Here is a 14,492-nt window from a genome sequence, read left to right on the forward strand (position 1 = left end):
TGTCACGTGCCGGGCGTGGCGGCTGCCCGGGTGCCGGGCCGGCAGGGGCGGTGGGACCGGCATCGGATCAGAAGGGCCTGGTCGGCAGGTACTTGCCGTCCAGGGTGATGATCGCGCGCTCGCCGCCTTCGGGATCGGCGACCTTCCGCACGTCCAGCTTGAAGTTGATCGCGGAAACGATGCCGTCACCGAGCTGCTCGTGGACCAGCGCCTTGAGCGTGGTGCCGTAGACCTGGAGCATCTCGTGGAAGCGGTAGATCGTCGGGTCGGTGGGGACACCACCCGGGAGCGAGCCCCGGGTCGGGATGGTCTGCAGCAGCAGCGTGTCATCGGCGTCCAGGCCGAGAAGCTCGGCCACGGCCTCGGCCGAAGCCGTGGGCAAGGGGTGCTGGCCGAGGACGGCGGCGGTGACGAAGGCGACCGACAGGCCGGCAACGTCGGCGATCCGCTGCCAGGACAGGTCCTTGTGGACCTTGGCGTCAACGGCCTTGTTGGCCAGGGCCTGACGAGCGGTGTTGTCGAACTGGGCGTGCACCATGAGAAGCGTGTCCTTTCGGGGGCGCCGTTCACCCGGATTGCGGTGCACGACGGTTCTGGGGGTGGGGGAGGGATCCCGGGCGGATCTCGGTCGGTCCCGGGCGATTCCAGGCGTCGGAGCGGCAGAGGTCGGGCCGCGCCGGCCTTGCAATCAGGCGGTGAGGGCGGCCGCTCGGCCGGTGGCGTCGAGTTCCACGACGGCCCCCGTGGGGATGTCGAAGACCCAGCCGTGCAAGGTGACCGTCTTGGTTGCCAGGGCGCGGGCCACCGAGGGGTGGGTGGCCAGGTTCGCCATCTGGGCGCGCACGTTCTCCCGTACCAACGCATCCACCGTCCGTGCCCCGGCCTCGCCGCCGGTACGGGCCCGGGAGGCGTCCGCGTGGCGCAACCAGTCGGCCATGGCGGGCGCGCCGCTCAAGTCGTGGCCCTCGGCGAGCGCGGTCATCGCCCCGCAGGCGGAGTGGCCGCAGACAACGATCTCGGAGACGTTCAGGACGGCCACGGCGTACTCGACACTTGCCGCGACGCCGTCCGGGCCGGGAGCGTGGGCGGGGACGAGGTTCCCGGCGGTCCGGATGACGAACAGATCGCCCGGCTCGCTCTGGGTGATCAGCTCCGGGACGACCCGGGCGTCGGAGCAGCCGATGAACAACGTCCTCGGCCGGTGGGTCGAGGCGAGCTCGGCGAAGAGGCCCGCCCTGGCCGGGTACACATAGCGCCGGAACCGCGTGACGCCTTCTGTGAGGTCGTGCATGGTCTCTCTCCTTCGGTGGTCGCCCGCCTCTCCGGGCCGGCGAGATCCACCATGCATGACCTGCTCCTATAGTGTCCAAGACGCAATAGCCATGGCTTCTATCGATGCCATCTATAGTTGCGGTCATGGCTCTGGAACTTCGTCACCTTCGCTACCTGCTCGCCGTGGCGGAGCAGGCCAGCTTCACCCGTGCCGCCGAGCACCTGCGCATCTCCCAACCCACCCTCTCCCAACAGATCAAGCAGCTCGAACGCACCGTCGGCGCCCAACTGCTCGACCGCACCGGCCGCGCCATCCGTCTCACCGACGCCGGCGAGGCCTACGCGCACTACGCCCGCAGGGCCTTCCGCGACCTGGCCGCGGCCGAACGCGCCGTCGTGGACGTCGCCGATCTCTCCCGCGGCCACCTGCGCCTTGCCGTCACTCCCACCTTCACCGCCTACCTCGTCGGCCCCCTCGCCGCGGCCCTCCACATCCACCACCCCGGCATCACCCTGGACGTGCGGGAAATGACCCAGGACCGCATCGAGACCGGCCTGCTGGCCGACGACCTCGACCTCGGCATCGCCTTCCACGGTTCCCACCTGACCGGCATCACCCCCACGGCCCTGTTCACCGAGACCCTCAGCCTCGTCACCGGCATCGACCGGTCCGGAGGGGCCGACACGCGGCCACTGCCCGTTCGAGATCTCGCTGCACACCAACTGGCCCTGTTGAGCGGCGATTTCGCGACCCGCAGCCATATCGACGCCTACTTCACCGACCACAAGGTGCGGCCCCACATCGCCGTGGAAGCCAACTCCATCCAGGCCCTGACCGAAATCGTCCAACGCACCGACCTGGCCACCGTCCTGCCCGACGCCCTCACCCACGAGCACCCCCGCCTCGTCCCCGTCACGGTCGAGCCGGCCCTCCCCGCCCGCACCGTCGCCCTCCTCCACCGCGAGAACGCCTACCAGAGCGCCGCCGCCCGCGCCTTCATCGGCCTCATCCACGACCACATCCGTAGCCGTGACTACGCCCCGGCCTGACGGGAAGCGGCCTGACGGGAAGCGGCCACGCGCCGCGGAAGCGGACGGCCTCCGGGCAGGTCGGAGCGTGCACGGGTGCTCCCACCGGCGGCACGGGGGAGCAGCGCGGCGTCACCCGTACGGCCCGGTTCGGGGTGTGAGGGCCGGGTAGGGGACGGCCCGTCCTTCCCCAGTCACAGACGGAGGCATCCGTGCCCGACATGAACGGCCCCTACAAGCCCGGCACCCCGTGCTGGATCGACCTGATGGTTCCCGACCAGCAGGCCGCCATCGACTTCTACTGCGACCTCTTCGGCTGGCAGGGCGAGGTCGGCCCCGCCGAGCAGGGCGGCTATGCCGTCTGCACCCTCAAGGGCAAGCCGGTCGCCGGGATCATGAAGGCGAGCAACCCGGACGGCAGCGTCCCCGACCCGCTGCCGCCCACGGTGTGGACCACCTACCTGTCCACCGCCGACATCGACGGCACCCTCGCGTCCGTCAGCGACGCGGGCGGCACGGTCATGATGGGCCCGATGGGCGTCATGGACCTCGGCCGGATGGCCGTGATCGCCGATCCGACGGGCGCGGTCGTCGGCCTGTGGCAGCCGGGCACCTTCGACGGCGCGGGCATCGTCAACGAGCACGGCGCGCTCATCTGGAACGAGCTGACCACCGCCGACCTCCCGGCCGCCTCCGCGTTCTACTCATCCGTCCTGCCGGTCACCACGGCCCGCTCCGAGATGCCCGGCGCCGAGGAGTACATCGAGTTCAAGGTCGACGACCGCGCGGTCGGGGGGATGATGGACCTGTCCAAGCTCCCGCCGGGCGTTCCCCCGCACTGGCAGCCGTACTTCCACGCGGACAGCGTCGACGAGGTCCAGGCCGCGGCCGTCCGCGCCGGCGGCAGCGTCCTCGCCCCCGCCTTCGACATGGCGGCCGGCCGAATGGCCGTCCTCGCCGACCCGCAGGGCGGAGCCTTCTCGGTGATCACCGCCTCCGCCCCCGAGCAGCCCTGATCCCCGAGCCATCCTGACCCCGAGGGTCGCACCGTCCCGACGCCCTGCGACCCGGGGCGGGGCAAAGCCCAGCCAGGTATGACGGTTGCCCCACCCACAGCGGCCGTACTTCGGGGGGTTGTGCTCTCGGCCGGTTGCGAACGGTGTGACTGCGGCGGCCGGGCACTCATTGCCCGGCCGCCGCTCTGTCAGGTGCCCTCCTCGCCGGGCCGAACGGTGTGGACGAGGGTGGCGAGCATGTCGACGGCGCTGCCGTCGTGGTCGCTCCCGGCGGTACCGCTGCCGCTTTGGAAGTTGGCCGCTCGATCGACTTCCAGGATGGAGTCGGCGTGGGAGTTGTCGATGACGGTGATCAGGCTTTCGCCGGCGGCGGCCGGCGCGGCGGCGGCCCCGATCAGGGCCATCGCCAGCCAGGCGGCGGCCCGCAGGTGCGCACCGGTCACACGCCGGCGCCTTCGCGGGCCGCAGGCAGGGCGTGGTGGCGGGTGATGTTCTTCGCCAAGAGGCGGGTGGACTCGATGACCCCGATCTCCTGGCCTTCGTCGGCTGCGGGCAGGCGTCCGTCGGAGAGTCGGAGCTCGGCGAGGGCGGTGTCCATGGCCCGGTGTGCGGCGAACAGGCACGGCGTGCTGTAGATCGCCACGTCGATGCCGAGATCGCCCAGCTCGCTCAGCGAAAGGCGGGGGGACTTGCCACCGGCGATCTGGTTGAACAACAGCGGTTTGTCGCCGACGGCTTCGCGGATCCGCTCGATCCACTCCACACTGCGAACCCCGTCGACCAGCACCACATCGGCCTCGGTCGCGGCCAGTGCCTCCGCACGGCGGAGGATGTCGGCCTCCTCCGTCGCGTCGGTGCGGGCGACGACGACCAGGTCCTTGCGCGTGGCGAGCACCATGTGGAGCTTCTCCAGGTACTCCTCCAACGGCAGGACCTGCTTGCCGTCCGCGTGCCCGCACCGGCGGGGCCGCTTCTGGTCTTCGAGGATGACGCCGGAGGCGCCGATCCGCTCCAGTCCCTCGACGACGTGGCAGGCGACCTCGGGATCGACGTAGCCGTCGTCGATGTCGACCAGCAGGTGGTGGCGGGGGAAGGCGCCGCGCAGCCGCTGGACGAAGGCCATCATGTCGGGCCACGCGATGAAGCCGATGTCGGGCAGCCCGTAGTAGGAGGCCGCGAAGCCGAACCCGGACACGAACATGCCGTCGTAGTGCCCGGCCGCGACCGACGCAGAGTACATGTCGTACACGCCGATCAGCGGGGTCGTGCCCGGCTCGGCGATCGCTTCGCGCAGCGTGTTTCCGTAACTCATGAGCAGGCTCCTTCGAAGAGGGCGAGGCGAGTCGGGGAGAGGATGCCGCCGCGACACGGCGGCGCTTTACCCAATGCAGATCATTTCCTGACCATTTGCGGGGGAACGGTTACTGCGCTGTGTCGCTCACACCAACGGCGTAGTCCGTTCACCAGAGAAAGGTCACTTGGCGGTGTGCAGGGCCTTCCCGGCGCCGGCCCGCTCGCCGCGCGCACTCACCCACTCGGCCCTAGCCTGGGGATTGCCTTCCGGCTCCCCCGGACGACAGGAGGCCGTGCGGTGAACCCAACCCTCATACGACTGCGCCGGGCCTGCGTGACCGGCGCGGCGGCCACCCTCCTCATCGCCCCACTGGGCGCCGCGACCACTGCCCAGGGTGCGGCCACCCCCTCACCGTCCGCCGGCGACGCCTTCGTCGCCCTCACCCCGGCCGTCAAGGCGAAACTGGACGCGGCCATTGAGAAGACCCTGCGCGAGACCAAGGTCCCGGGCGCGATCGTGGGCCTGTGGGCCCCCGGCAAGGGCAGCTACGTGAAGACCTTCGGCGTGGCCGACAAGGCGACCGGCGCTCCGATGAAGACCGACCTGAACTTCCGCATCGGCAGCGAAACGAAGACCTTCACGGTCACCGCCCTGCTCCAGCTCGTCGACCAGGGGAAGATCGGCCTGGACGACCCCATCGGCACGTACATCGCCGGCGTCCCGAACGGCGACAAGATCACGCTGCGCGAGCTGGCGGGCATGCGCAGCGGACTCTTCAACTACAGCGAGGACGGGGGCTTCGACAAGGCGCTCCTGACGAACCCCAACCGCGTCTTCACCCCCAAGGAGCTGCTGGCCTACTCCTTCAAGCACCCGGTGAACTTCGCGCCGAACGCCACGTTCGAGTACTCCAACACCAACCTGATCCTGCTGGGCCTGGTCGTGGAGAAGATCACCGGTCGCCCGCTGCGCGAGGTCATCAACCAGGACGTGCTCGCGCCGGCCAACCTGGGCGGCACCCTCTTCCCGACCGGCGGTGAGTATCCCGACCCGCACCCGCAGGGCTACACGAACCAGAGCCTCTCGGGGAAGATCGTGAACTCCACCGACTGGGACCCCTCCTGGGCCTGGGCCGCCGGCGCGATGATCTCCAACCTCCAGGACCTGCGCAGTTGGGCGAAGACCGTGGCCACGGGCACCCTGCTGAAGCCCGCGACCCAGGCCCAACGCCTCAAGACCCAGCCCATCGGGGTCATCCCGGGGGCCTCCTACGGCCTGGGCATCTTCGACGTCCAGGGCTGGATCGGCCACAACGGTTCGATCCCCGGGTACGAGACGCTGACCGTCTACCTCCCCGAGGGCGACGCCACGATGGTCATCGAGCTGAACACCGACGTCACGGTCGACGGCCAGGAGCCGAGCACCCTCTTCGGAGAGGCGGTCACCTCCATCGTGGCCCCGGAGCACGTCTACCCGGGCCACAAACCGACCGAGCCCAAGAGCTGAGGCCCGGCATGACGGCCAGGAGCGCGGCGCCATGGGGCCGTGTCCACCACCGCGTGGTCGAGGTTCAGGACGGCGTCCGCAAGCGGGCGCGCAGTGCGTCGAGGTAGGCCTGCGCCGTCGGGTAGGGCTGGTCCTGGGCGCCGTGGCGGTGGAGGGAGAACGCTCCCTCGCGGCTCAGGCGCAGGGTGGTGGTGGCCCTGCGACCCGCGCTCGTTCCGCCGTCTGGGACATCGAGGACGTCGGCGCCATCGAGGACCGGGGCGTGCGGGAACATGCCCCGTGCGGCTTCGGCTGAGGCGGCCGGCGGGTGGCCGGTGCGGTTGGCGCTGGAGACGTAGAGCACGGGGAACGGTTCGAGTACGGGCAGCAGTGGCGACCAGCGGGCGCCGAAGAGCAGCGCCCAGCCCTCCTTGCTCGCGGGAGCGAGCCAGTCAGGATGAGCGTGACCCGGGCGGAGCGGCACGAGGAGGGTGATCCGCTCCTCTTCCAGCAGCCTCCCGGCCAGCTGCACCCCGCCCGCGTCCAGGTCCATTCCCCGCGCCGATTCGGTGAAGGTTCCAAGGTCATGGGCCCACAGGGCGACGGGCTGGTCCGCGGGCCTGCCCTTGGCGGTGTTGACCCCGCTCGGGTCGGTACCCGCCACGACGTACGTCAGCGGGGCCGGGTTCGGCAGGACCACGGCCGCCCCGCGGCCCAGCAGCCGCCGGGCCGCGCCCTCGTCCACCACGTCGGTACGGGCGTTCACCGCGCACCCGCCACCGGGTGCAGCAGCCCGTCGAGGTAGGCGGCGAAGGCGGCCTCGTCGACCATGGCGCGCCCGGTCCGGAAGGCGACGGCCTTCACCCAGCCCATCGCGGCGCGGGCCTGCGCCGAGTCGAGTGCGTACCCGAGCCGCGCGGCGACGGCGGTGACCACGCGCGCGCTGGCCAGCTGGGTCAGTACGACCCGCGGCTCGATGCCGAGGAGTGCTTCCGGGTCGAAGGGCTGGAACAGCCCGGGGTGCACGAACGGGGTGCCGGTGGAGATGGTGCCCACGCCCGTCCCGACGATGGGCGTGGTCACGCTCAACGGCACCCCGGTGGCGGCCGACACCATGCGGGCGATCTCCGGCAGCCGGCGCAGATCGGGTTCGGTCCACCACGGACCGGCGCCCCCGCCCGACTCCCCGCTCGGGCCCTCTGCCGGTAACTGCCCTGCCAGCTCCGGTCGGTGGGCCAGGAGGAACAGCAACTGCTCGGTGGCGACCATGCCGCTGCGCTCGGCGATGCCCAGCCAGGCGCTGGACAGCACCCGCACGCCCGCCCTCAGCGCCTCCAGCGAGTTGGCGAGGCCCAGCCCGAGGTCGTTGTGGAGGTGGGAGGCGAGCACCGTGTCCGGGCCGGCCGCCGAACCGACCTCGGCGAACATCCGCCTCGCTTCCTGCGGCAGTTGGTTCCCGACCGTGTCGGCCAGGACGACCACCCCCGCTCCGGCGCCGGTCATCTCCGCCGCGTAGCGGCCCATCAGCCCGTGGTCGGCCCGCGAGGCGTCCGCGAGGCAGACGTCCACAGCCACCCCGTCGTCCAGCTCCCGGGCCTCCTTGACCAGGGCCGTACCGGCGGCGAGCGCCTCGGCGGCCCCGGTGTGGGTCATCACCCCGGCCATGGCCTCGGACGCGGGGACCACCACCATCACCCGGGCGTTCGTAGTCCCCCGGACGGAGGCGACGGCCTGCCGCACGTCGTCCCGGGTGCCCCGGCACACCGCCGCCACGCTCACCGCACCCTCGCCCTCCACGGCGACCCGCCGTACGGCTTCGAACTCCTCGGCGCACACGGCCGGGAACCCGGCCGCGAACACCACGTGGCGCGGCCCGTGCGCGCCGAATATCCGCCCCTGTTCCCGAGCCAGCCGCACCCGCAGGCCGGCGCCCATGAGCGTCTTGGCCTGCGCGCCGTCGCGCGCCGATTCCTCCCAGAGCACCACCCGTCCTGCCGAGGCGGACTCCCGGACCAGATCCCTGTCCATCACACGTCCCCAGTGCCGTGCCCCCACCGGAGGAGGGCGTTCTGTCGGCACTGTAGGACGCCCGCCACCCACGCCGTCGAGTATCCCCGGCTTGCCCCCATGGAGGGCCCCGAGGCCTTAAACTGCCAGGTCACACGACGTAGGCAGGGGTCGTTCCCGGCCGCCCGGGCCGCTGCTCACGCCCGGTCGGCCCACCGCTCCCGGACCCACCCGCCTGGGTGGTGGAACTGCTCGGTCACGCCGCCGCTGCTCCGTCGAGAGAACCCGCCAGTGCGCCGCGCGGGACCAGCCGCGCGCTGCGGCTCACGACGTCCTCGTGGCGGATCGCTTGGTGTTCTTGCCGCCGGTGGCCGTGCTGCCGGGGCCGGCCTTGGCGGTGGGCGTGGTCTTTGGCGTCGGGGCCTTCGCGGGGGCGGCGGCCACCTGCGACGGCGCCTTCCGGCGCGGTGAGGTCGGCCACTTGAACTCGATCTCCAGCTCGATCTCCCCGTCGCCGATCTCGATCTCGATCTCGCTGCGAAGGTCTTCAGGGATCCGCAGGCTCAGCGTTCCGGCACCGAGTTCCAGGTCGACCTCCCCGCCCTTCCTCAGCGCGGCCGCGAGGGCCGTGAGCTGGTCAGCCGCCTCCAGACGGGACAGCGAGCGCTTCTGCTCAAACTTGAGATCCGACATGTTTCCTTCCCATCCTGGACAGGCAGTACATAACGTCCATTCTGGGGTCATATGCCGGATCGGACATCTCATGATTGATCGAGGGTCCGGAGAGGCCTGGCCGGCCCCGCCCGCCGGTACCAGTCCCTCGGAGAACCCGTCACGCGCCGAGTGTCGAGAAGGTGACGCCGGCTCCGTCCCGGGTGTTTCCGTTGCCGCAACGGCTGTGCGATGAAGAACGCGAAGAAGGAGAACCACCATATGGCGCTTCAGCGGATGGACAACGTGGCCATTGTCGTCGAGGACCTGGACGCGGCCATCGCCTTCTTCGCCGAACTCGGCATGGAACTGGAAGGCACGGCGGAGATCGAGAACGCCGGGGCGGACCGCATGCTCGGACTCGACGGCGTCCGCAGTGTCATCGCGATGATGCGGACCCCGGACGGCCACGGCAGGCTGGAGCTGACGGTGTTCCGAACCCCTGAGGCGATCGGCGCCAGTCCGGTCAACCCGCCGCCCAACACCGTGGGCCTGCACAGGGTCATGTTCGCCGTCGACGACATCGACGACACCGTCACCCGCCTGCGCCCCCACGGCGCCGAGCTCCTCGGCGAGGTGGCGCGGTACGAGGACAGTTACCGGCTCTGCAACCTCCGCGGCCCCGCCGGCATCATCGTCGCCCTGGCCGAACGGATCGGCTGACAGAGCTCGTCGCGGCTGACCTGCGACCAACCTCGCGGCTGGCCTGCGACCGACCTGCGGCTGACCAGGACGAACGATCCGCTCCGCGACCCACGCGCCGCGACCCGCGCACGGCAGACGGCGTAACAGGCGTTCGTCGGCTGAAGGGCGAACGGGAGCAGGCGCCGCCGGCCCGATCGGCTGCGGCCAACTGGAGTCGTGGGCGATTCCTTCGGGCGAATGAGCGGGCCGGGGCCAGGCTGAAGGCGTGCGGTGGCCGAAGGTGGCCGAAGAAGAAGAGTGCGGACCCCGCCGGGGTCGTACGGCACGCCTGAGGGCGTCGCGTAGGTGATGTCAGTCATGAAGGAGATTCCGCATGTCGCGTGTCCTGAAGAGTTTCGCGCTTGCCCTGGCCGCCGGTGCCGTGGTCGTGGGCGGGGCCTCGGTGGCGTCGGCCGACGCGAACGCGGACGGCGTAGCCGTCGGCTCGCCGGGCGTCCTGTCCGGCAACGTCATCCAGGTTCCGATCCACGTCCCGATCAACGTGTGCGGCAACTCGATCGGCCTCGTCTCCGTCCTCAACCCCAGCTTCGGCAACACCTGCATCAACAGCTGACACCGCCGGTACGCAGTGCGGGTGGCAGCCTTCGAAGCTGCCACCCGTGACGGCGCCGATGCCCTGTTTCGCAGGGTCCGCCGCCACTTCTTCCCGCGCTTGCGCAACGACGTGGGTATGCGCCCTGCCGTGCCGTGCCCTGCCCTGTGGCGGCGCCCTCGGCCGTTCCAGCGGCCCCAGGGCTGCCTTCAGGTCATTCGCGGGTGGGGGCGGGGCGTGACTCCACGCGGACGACGGTGAGCCCGGGCGTCGAAGGCACCCTCCACCGCCGTCAGCCGCAGGGTTTCCAAGGCATCGGCCTGGCGTTCGGCCCGCGCCAGCAGGCGACCCATGGCCTCGCCGTCAATCCGCGGATCGAAGCGGGACACGATCCGTAGCGCCCGCCAAAGTTCCTTCTTGCCCTCCACCCCCACCCGGATCGCCTCCAGTTCGAGCACATCGCTGAGCGGCGACCGGGAGATCAATCGCCCGTTGAGCTTCAGACGACCCGCTTTCTCCGCCAGAACGCCCAAGAGCATCCTGCGATGCCTCAGCGGCACGTCGAGGGCCGTCATGATCTCGCGCAGGCTGTCGCGGTCCGCAGTCACCGCTTCTGCGAGGTCCACGAGCCGCGGTTCGGCAGCGGTATCCCGGTGGGATCGGGTCATCCGCCGCAGCAGGGCCACCCCGGCCCCCGCACCGGCGAGATGATCGTTCAGATACAGGCCCAACAGGCGATCGGGATCCGAGGCCCGTCGGGATCGCTCCGGCTTGTTCTGCATGGTCGCGCCTCCGATCACCCGCGCCCCAGGGGGACAAACCGCACACGTCATGGAGACGTCTGACCCGCCTGGCCGCTCGCAAACGCGCCGGCTGCGTTTGTGTCCGGCGGCCGCCGTCGCGCACGGAAACCCCGGGCGGCGCCGCGGTGGATTCCCGGCACGATTCGGAGTCCAGGTAGTGGAACCCGAGGCGGCGGGGAGGCCGTGTCCGCCGCCGGCGGTCTACGCTCGGCATGGTGACGGACAACGAGATCCAACTCAAAGCCATCGCCGCTCTCACAGCCTTGAGGTCCGGGGCCGACAGCGATTTCGTCTCGGGTCTGCTGGCGGATGTGGTGCCCTCGCAGTTCCTCGTCCCCGCCGGGGCCGGGCCGGAAGAGACGGGGCTCGCCGTACTGGAACAGGTGTCCCAGCCGTTCAACGCGCTGGTCACCGGATTCATCCTGGCGTTCCAGGCGGTCGCCGACGCCCACGACGACACCGATCCCGAGAACCCCACCGAGGAGCTTCTCCAGAACCTCGCCCTCACCCTCGCCCTCGACGACACCGAATGACAGCGAGCCGGTCGCCGGGCTGTGAGGCCGGGCGACCGGGCTTGACCATCCGGCCTCACACTTCTCGGCCCCAGGGCGGGTCGGTGTCGGGCGCCGTGGAAAGCGGCGATCCGCCGGCGTCCGTCCCCTTCCTCGGACGACGGGCGCGCGGCCGTTCGCTCATCGCTCGGCGGCCGGGACGAGACCAGGGGCGACCTTGTACGACACGGCTTCCATGAGCGGCTTGCGCCTGGTGTTGTGGAACGCGGCGATCCGCCACTGCCCGTCCTCTTCGAGGACGACGGTGTACGTCTGTACCTTGCCGAGCTTCCGAGGCCGCTTGCCCTTGTACGTGTCACCTCGCCCGGTGATCACCGCTACGCCCGGGCCGTGGAAACGGACGTCGAGTATCTCGTCGGCCAGCCGGGTGCCTTTGAGGAAGCCGGCGAAGAGCGTGCGGTGGCTTTCCACGATGTCTCGTCGTCCGCGGTAGAGGGTGCCGATGTAGGTGGTGTACGAGGCGCCCTCGGTGAAGAGCGCGCCGTACGCCTCCGCGTCGTGACGCCCCCATGCGGCGACGAGCTCGGCCGGCACCTTCCGCACGGCGGCTTCCGCTCCGATGGTGGGGCTGGTGTGACCCATACCGGCGTCTGACTGCATGACGGACCCCCTGTCGACTCACTAGGCTGATGCAGATACTGACTCTAAGCAGTATCTGCATGCGTGCAGATATCAATGTAGGAGGGGTTCTCCGTCATGGCAACACCCGATGCAACAGCCGATCGCACTGACGCGCACCTGATCTTCCGTCAGTACCTCGACGCCGTGGGTCTACAGGGCCTGGCCGGCGCCGAGGCGGCCGGACTGCACACCTCGGAGTGGTACGCCCTCAGCCTCATCACTCTGGAGGGAGGCCTGTCCTCCGGTGAGCTCGCCTCACGCACGGGACTCACCACCGGCGCGACCACCCGGCTCATCGACCGCCTCGAACGCGCCGGATACGCCCGTCGCGCCGCCGACGTCAACGACCGTCGCCGGGTCATCGTCGAACCCGTGCCGGACGCACTGGACCGAATCGAGGACATTGTCGGACCGGCTCGCCGCCACATCTCCGATGTGATCAGCGGTTACACACCCGAGCAGCAGGCCCTGCTCTTCGACTACTTCGCCCGAGCGGCGCCCGCGTTCCGGGCGGCGACCGAGGAAATCCGACAGAACACCCAGCCCCGGCGGAGCAAGACCGCCACCCGGACGCGGCCATCCGCCCAGGGCAGCGGCGGCCCGGATGCGGGATAGACGTGCGGAGCCGCTCCGTTGTCGGGCCCGGCTCCTTGGTTCAAGCGCAGCTAGTGCTGTGACCGGGAAGGTTCACCGTGTCACGGCGCCCGGCACGGCACCTCGCCGCGTTGTCGAACCGCCCGAGTACGTCCAGTACAAGCGGCAGTCCTCCGCCTTGCGATGCACCGCACCGGACACCGCGACCCGGCAAACCTTTCCGGCCACAGCACTAGGCGCCGGCGCGGAGGGAAGGCGTGAGGGCGCCCCAGCGCCTGCCCGGGGCCGGCTCGTCCGTGCCCGTTGTGTGCCTGCGCCACACCACAGGGCGGGCATCCGCCCCCTGTCAGGCCGAAGTGGCCAGGAGGCCGATCTCCGGTGCCAGTACACCCGGTTGGCCGAGGCGCCGGAGGTCCGCCTCCACCTCGGCCAGGTCAAGGACGCCGGCCCGGACGGCGTGGTATCGGACCACCGTCCAGAGGAACACGTCGAGGTTGTCGAACTGGGTATCCGCCTCGATGACCTCCTCCTCGTGAAACCACATCGCGACCCGACCGCCGGCGAGTACGACGAAGTAGTTGCCTCCGCCGTCGGCACCGATCGACCACACGTCGTCGTCCGAGAGCTCCGTCTCGTAGTCGGAGTCGAGGATCCGGCAGTCGTTGGCCTCGAAGTCGAAGGCGTACGACCGGTCCTGTATCCCGAGGGTGGGCGGCAGGGCACCCGCACGGACCCTGCGGTCGAAGGCGGCCACCCGGCACCCATCCGGTACTTGCGCGGGGAACGTCGCTACGGGCCGTTGGCGCTCCTCAGATCCGCCGCGCGGACAGCCTCGTTCCATCGGCGCCAAGTATCAGGACGTTCCTGGCTGTTCCGTCCCGGCCGTGATCGCCGTCCCACCACTCGACGAAACTCTGGGCAAGCGTCTCAGCGCCCGGATCTCCGGAAGGCCCTGCCGGGTAGTCCGTGTTCAGTTCAACGTCATAGTCATGTTCGGTCAGTTGGGCGATGGTCAGCATGCGGACGTGCTCGATTCCCTGCCCCTCGCCCTTGGTACGGGCCCAGGTGCGGAATCGGTCCAGCATGGTGGCGTCCGTGGTCCGCTGGGTCACGTGGCCGGTGGGCAACCGCTCAGGAGCGTTGGCGACGCCGTTGAGGCAGCCTCGCACCCAGGCGCCACGATCCGTCTCGGCGGCGCTGCCGGCTTGCAGGGCCCGGCGCGTACAGCCGCCCCATACGGTCTCGCGCACGGCCGCCCCCTTCCCGGAGGCGTCGTAGACGGCCTTGCCCGCGGTGTATCCGGCACGGTAGGCGGCAACGTGCCCGGGTACGGCAGATGAGCGGGACGCGGGCGCAGGGCCGTCGAGCGGCTTACCACTGTCGCTGCCGCAGCCGACCAGACCCACCAAGCCGACCAAACCCACTGACGCGGCGACCGTCATGCCGAGTGCACGGCCCGAGCGATGATTCATGGCTCCCCCTGAGCGCGGACTTCCACCCGAGGAGACGGCATCTCGGGGTCATTGGTCGCATCGATCGACCTTGTTCTCCCTCACCTTGATTGCCCGGACAAGTCCTGGACGTCCCCCTCACCTACCCCGTGTTGTCACAACAGGTGTGTTCCTGACCAAAAGGGGTGCGGGGCCGACGTCTCCGTGAGTACGCGGTTCGTGAGCTGGTGTGCGGCCTGCGATTGGAACGTGGATCCGAGCGCACCGGATCCGAACCGGGGCCGCCTCGCGGTGTTCCGCCGGCGCTTGGCCATGCGTCACGGGCAGCACGGAGGAGATCGAACGGAGTGGGCAGGCAGCCGCGGCCGGGCGGGGCGGGTCGGACAGGTCGACCGTTCTG

The 14,492-nt window shown here is 70.3% G+C and carries 18 protein-coding genes; 7 read left to right on the forward strand and 11 right to left on the reverse strand.

Annotated features, from left to right (window positions below):
* Positions 1–67 precede the first annotated feature (67 nt).
* Both cynS and OTB19_RS07435 read right to left on the reverse strand, forming a co-directional pair.
* Positions 68–538, reverse strand: a complete 471-nt coding sequence (cynS, locus tag OTB19_RS07430) for a cyanase (protein ID WP_267797219.1) — start codon at positions 536–538, stop codon at positions 68–70.
* Positions 539–688: 150 nt separating this feature from the next.
* Positions 689–1,291, reverse strand: coding sequence for a carbonic anhydrase (locus OTB19_RS07435; protein ID WP_267797220.1), 603 nt, complete (start codon positions 1,289–1,291; stop codon positions 689–691).
* 125 nt (positions 1,292–1,416) lie between these two features.
* Between OTB19_RS07435 and cynR the strand changes: the two genes are divergently transcribed.
* Positions 1,417–2,322 (forward strand): transcriptional regulator CynR, encoded by a 906-nt coding sequence (gene cynR / locus OTB19_RS07440; protein WP_324290505.1) that lies wholly within the window; start codon positions 1,417–1,419, stop codon positions 2,320–2,322.
* Between the two features lie 200 nt (positions 2,323–2,522).
* Positions 2,523–3,317 (forward strand): VOC family protein, encoded by a 795-nt coding sequence (locus OTB19_RS07445; protein WP_267797282.1) that lies wholly within the window; start codon positions 2,523–2,525, stop codon positions 3,315–3,317.
* 188 nt (positions 3,318–3,505) lie between these two features.
* Here OTB19_RS07445 and OTB19_RS07450 read toward each other — a convergent pair whose 3' ends face one another.
* On the reverse strand, positions 3,506–3,760 hold the full coding sequence (locus tag OTB19_RS07450; protein ID WP_267797221.1) for a hypothetical protein: 255 nt from the start codon (positions 3,758–3,760) through the stop codon (positions 3,506–3,508).
* The gene (locus OTB19_RS07455; RefSeq protein ID WP_267797222.1) at positions 3,757–4,629 is read right to left on the reverse strand and encodes an isocitrate lyase/PEP mutase family protein; all 873 of its coding nucleotides are present in this window, start codon (positions 4,627–4,629) and stop codon (positions 3,757–3,759) included. The genes OTB19_RS07450 and OTB19_RS07455 overlap by 4 nt, the downstream gene beginning before the upstream one ends.
* Before the next feature lie 279 nt (positions 4,630–4,908).
* Here OTB19_RS07455 and OTB19_RS07460 point away from each other — a divergent pair, with 279 nt between their 5' ends.
* The gene (locus tag OTB19_RS07460; protein WP_267797223.1) at positions 4,909–6,117 is read left to right on the forward strand and encodes a serine hydrolase domain-containing protein; all 1,209 of its coding nucleotides are present in this window, start codon (positions 4,909–4,911) and stop codon (positions 6,115–6,117) included.
* Positions 6,118–6,181: 64 nt separating this feature from the next.
* Here the strand turns inward: OTB19_RS07460 and OTB19_RS07465 are convergent, their stop codons facing one another.
* From OTB19_RS07465 to OTB19_RS07475, 3 genes are all read right to left on the reverse strand, one after another.
* On the reverse strand, positions 6,182–6,862 hold the full coding sequence (locus OTB19_RS07465; protein WP_267797224.1) for a hypothetical protein: 681 nt from the start codon (positions 6,860–6,862) through the stop codon (positions 6,182–6,184).
* Positions 6,859–8,124 carry a 2-isopropylmalate synthase gene (locus OTB19_RS07470; RefSeq protein WP_267797225.1) on the reverse strand — a complete coding sequence of 422 codons (1,266 nt, stop codon included), beginning with the start codon at positions 8,122–8,124 and terminating at the stop codon, positions 6,859–6,861. Before OTB19_RS07470 ends, OTB19_RS07465 begins: the two co-directional genes overlap by 4 nt.
* Before the next feature lie 303 nt (positions 8,125–8,427).
* On the reverse strand, positions 8,428–8,796 hold the full coding sequence (locus OTB19_RS07475) for an amphi-Trp domain-containing protein (protein ID WP_267797226.1): 369 nt from the start codon (positions 8,794–8,796) through the stop codon (positions 8,428–8,430).
* A gap of 240 nt (positions 8,797–9,036) precedes the next feature.
* Between OTB19_RS07475 and OTB19_RS07480 the strand changes: the two genes are divergently transcribed.
* On the forward strand, positions 9,037–9,477 hold the full coding sequence (locus OTB19_RS07480; RefSeq protein WP_267797227.1) for a VOC family protein: 441 nt from the start codon (positions 9,037–9,039) through the stop codon (positions 9,475–9,477).
* A gap of 355 nt (positions 9,478–9,832) precedes the next feature.
* Positions 9,833–10,072, forward strand: coding sequence for a chaplin (locus OTB19_RS07485; protein WP_267797228.1), 240 nt, complete (start codon positions 9,833–9,835; stop codon positions 10,070–10,072).
* 188 nt (positions 10,073–10,260) lie between these two features.
* Here the strand turns inward: OTB19_RS07485 and OTB19_RS07490 are convergent, their stop codons facing one another.
* Positions 10,261–10,833 (reverse strand): hypothetical protein, encoded by a 573-nt coding sequence (locus OTB19_RS07490; RefSeq protein ID WP_267797229.1) that lies wholly within the window; start codon positions 10,831–10,833, stop codon positions 10,261–10,263.
* A gap of 236 nt (positions 10,834–11,069) precedes the next feature.
* Between OTB19_RS07490 and OTB19_RS07495 the strand changes: the two genes are divergently transcribed.
* On the forward strand, positions 11,070–11,387 hold the full coding sequence (locus tag OTB19_RS07495; RefSeq protein ID WP_267797230.1) for a hypothetical protein: 318 nt from the start codon (positions 11,070–11,072) through the stop codon (positions 11,385–11,387).
* A gap of 159 nt (positions 11,388–11,546) precedes the next feature.
* Here OTB19_RS07495 and OTB19_RS07500 read toward each other — a convergent pair whose 3' ends face one another.
* Positions 11,547–12,026: an SgcJ/EcaC family oxidoreductase gene (locus tag OTB19_RS07500; RefSeq protein ID WP_267797231.1), complete on the reverse strand. Its 480-nt coding sequence runs from the start codon at positions 12,024–12,026 to the stop codon at positions 11,547–11,549.
* Between the two features lie 96 nt (positions 12,027–12,122).
* Between OTB19_RS07500 and OTB19_RS07505 the strand changes: the two genes are divergently transcribed.
* Positions 12,123–12,662, forward strand: coding sequence for a MarR family winged helix-turn-helix transcriptional regulator (locus OTB19_RS07505; protein WP_267797232.1), 540 nt, complete (start codon positions 12,123–12,125; stop codon positions 12,660–12,662).
* A 325-nt stretch (positions 12,663–12,987) separates the two neighbouring features.
* Here the strand turns inward: OTB19_RS07505 and OTB19_RS07510 are convergent, their stop codons facing one another.
* Together OTB19_RS07510 and OTB19_RS07515 are read right to left on the reverse strand one after the other, a co-directional pair.
* Complete coding sequence (locus OTB19_RS07510) at positions 12,988–13,395, reverse strand: hypothetical protein (RefSeq protein WP_267797233.1); 408 nt, start codon at positions 13,393–13,395, stop codon at positions 12,988–12,990.
* Between the two features lie 55 nt (positions 13,396–13,450).
* Positions 13,451–14,113, reverse strand: a complete 663-nt coding sequence (locus OTB19_RS07515; protein WP_267797234.1) for a hypothetical protein — start codon at positions 14,111–14,113, stop codon at positions 13,451–13,453.
* Positions 14,114–14,492: the final 379 nt, after the last annotated feature.

The sequence above is a fragment of the Streptomyces sp. H27-H5 genome (assembly GCF_026627505.1).
In the GTDB taxonomy this organism is placed as follows: domain Bacteria; phylum Actinomycetota; class Actinomycetes; order Streptomycetales; family Streptomycetaceae; genus Streptomyces.

Excerpts from the sequence above, each read along its gene's own strand:
- cynS (WP_267797219.1), bottom strand. The coding sequence starts at position 538 with ATGGTGCACGCCCAGTTCGACAACACCGCTCGTCAGGCCCTGGCCAAC.
- OTB19_RS07435 (WP_267797220.1), bottom strand. The coding sequence starts at position 1,291 with ATGCACGACCTCACAGAAGGCGTCACGCGGTTCCGGCGCTATGTGTAC.
- OTB19_RS07470 (WP_267797225.1), bottom strand. The coding sequence starts at position 8,124 with ATGGACAGGGATCTGGTCCGGGAGTCCGCCTCGGCAGGACGGGTGGTG.
- OTB19_RS07500 (WP_267797231.1), bottom strand. The coding sequence starts at position 12,026 with ATGCAGTCAGACGCCGGTATGGGTCACACCAGCCCCACCATCGGAGCG.
- OTB19_RS07485 (WP_267797228.1), top strand. The coding sequence starts at position 9,833 with ATGTCGCGTGTCCTGAAGAGTTTCGCGCTTGCCCTGGCCGCCGGTGCC.
- OTB19_RS07505 (WP_267797232.1), top strand. The coding sequence starts at position 12,123 with ATGGCAACACCCGATGCAACAGCCGATCGCACTGACGCGCACCTGATC.
- OTB19_RS07475 (WP_267797226.1), bottom strand. The coding sequence starts at position 8,796 with ATGTCGGATCTCAAGTTTGAGCAGAAGCGCTCGCTGTCCCGTCTGGAG.
- OTB19_RS07455 (WP_267797222.1), bottom strand. The coding sequence starts at position 4,629 with ATGAGTTACGGAAACACGCTGCGCGAAGCGATCGCCGAGCCGGGCACG.
- cynR (WP_324290505.1), top strand. The coding sequence starts at position 1,417 with ATGGCTCTGGAACTTCGTCACCTTCGCTACCTGCTCGCCGTGGCGGAG.
- OTB19_RS07480 (WP_267797227.1), top strand. The coding sequence starts at position 9,037 with ATGGCGCTTCAGCGGATGGACAACGTGGCCATTGTCGTCGAGGACCTG.
- OTB19_RS07515 (WP_267797234.1), bottom strand. The coding sequence starts at position 14,113 with ATGAATCATCGCTCGGGCCGTGCACTCGGCATGACGGTCGCCGCGTCA.
- OTB19_RS07445 (WP_267797282.1), top strand. The coding sequence starts at position 2,523 with ATGAACGGCCCCTACAAGCCCGGCACCCCGTGCTGGATCGACCTGATG.
- OTB19_RS07490 (WP_267797229.1), bottom strand. The coding sequence starts at position 10,833 with ATGCAGAACAAGCCGGAGCGATCCCGACGGGCCTCGGATCCCGATCGC.